Raw genomic sequence first — 393 nt, forward strand, 5'->3', positions numbered from 1 at the left:
CACTCCCGTCTCACCGTATTTGACGGGCCATCCGACGAGCGCGAACCCGACGATCATGTTGCCGTTGATTATGTAGCTGTAGTCGCCACCGGCTATGTTGGCGCCCTGGCCCTTCAGGATCCGAAAATGGTAGCCGAAATAGCCATCCCCGGCCTTCGCACGCTCGAGAGCGGCCTGTTCGACGAAGGCTCCGGCGGGACTGTCTGAGTCTCCTTGGTTGGGGGGCCAGTAAAGGCCGTCTGTCTTGCCAGGGCTACTTATAAGGTTCTGTGCATATTCGAGAACGCCGTCGCCGTCGTGATCGGCCGAAGCGTATTCTTGCTGCGCGTCGACGTAGTTGCGCATGGTGTCGATCGCTTGCAGTTCATTCTCGCCGATCCGCCTGTCGAGGAT

1 protein-coding gene is annotated in these 393 nt (G+C 59.3%); it reads right to left on the minus strand.

All coding sequences use genetic code 11. From position 1 onward, the window contains the following. The coding region (locus IB244_RS31690) for a DUF2950 family protein (RefSeq protein ID WP_192307010.1) at window positions 1–393 on the minus strand (393 nt) is incomplete at both ends.

Source organism: Rhizobium sp. RHZ02, from assembly GCF_014851575.1.
GTDB classification, from domain to species: Bacteria; Pseudomonadota; Alphaproteobacteria; order Rhizobiales; family Rhizobiaceae; genus Rhizobium; species Rhizobium altiplani.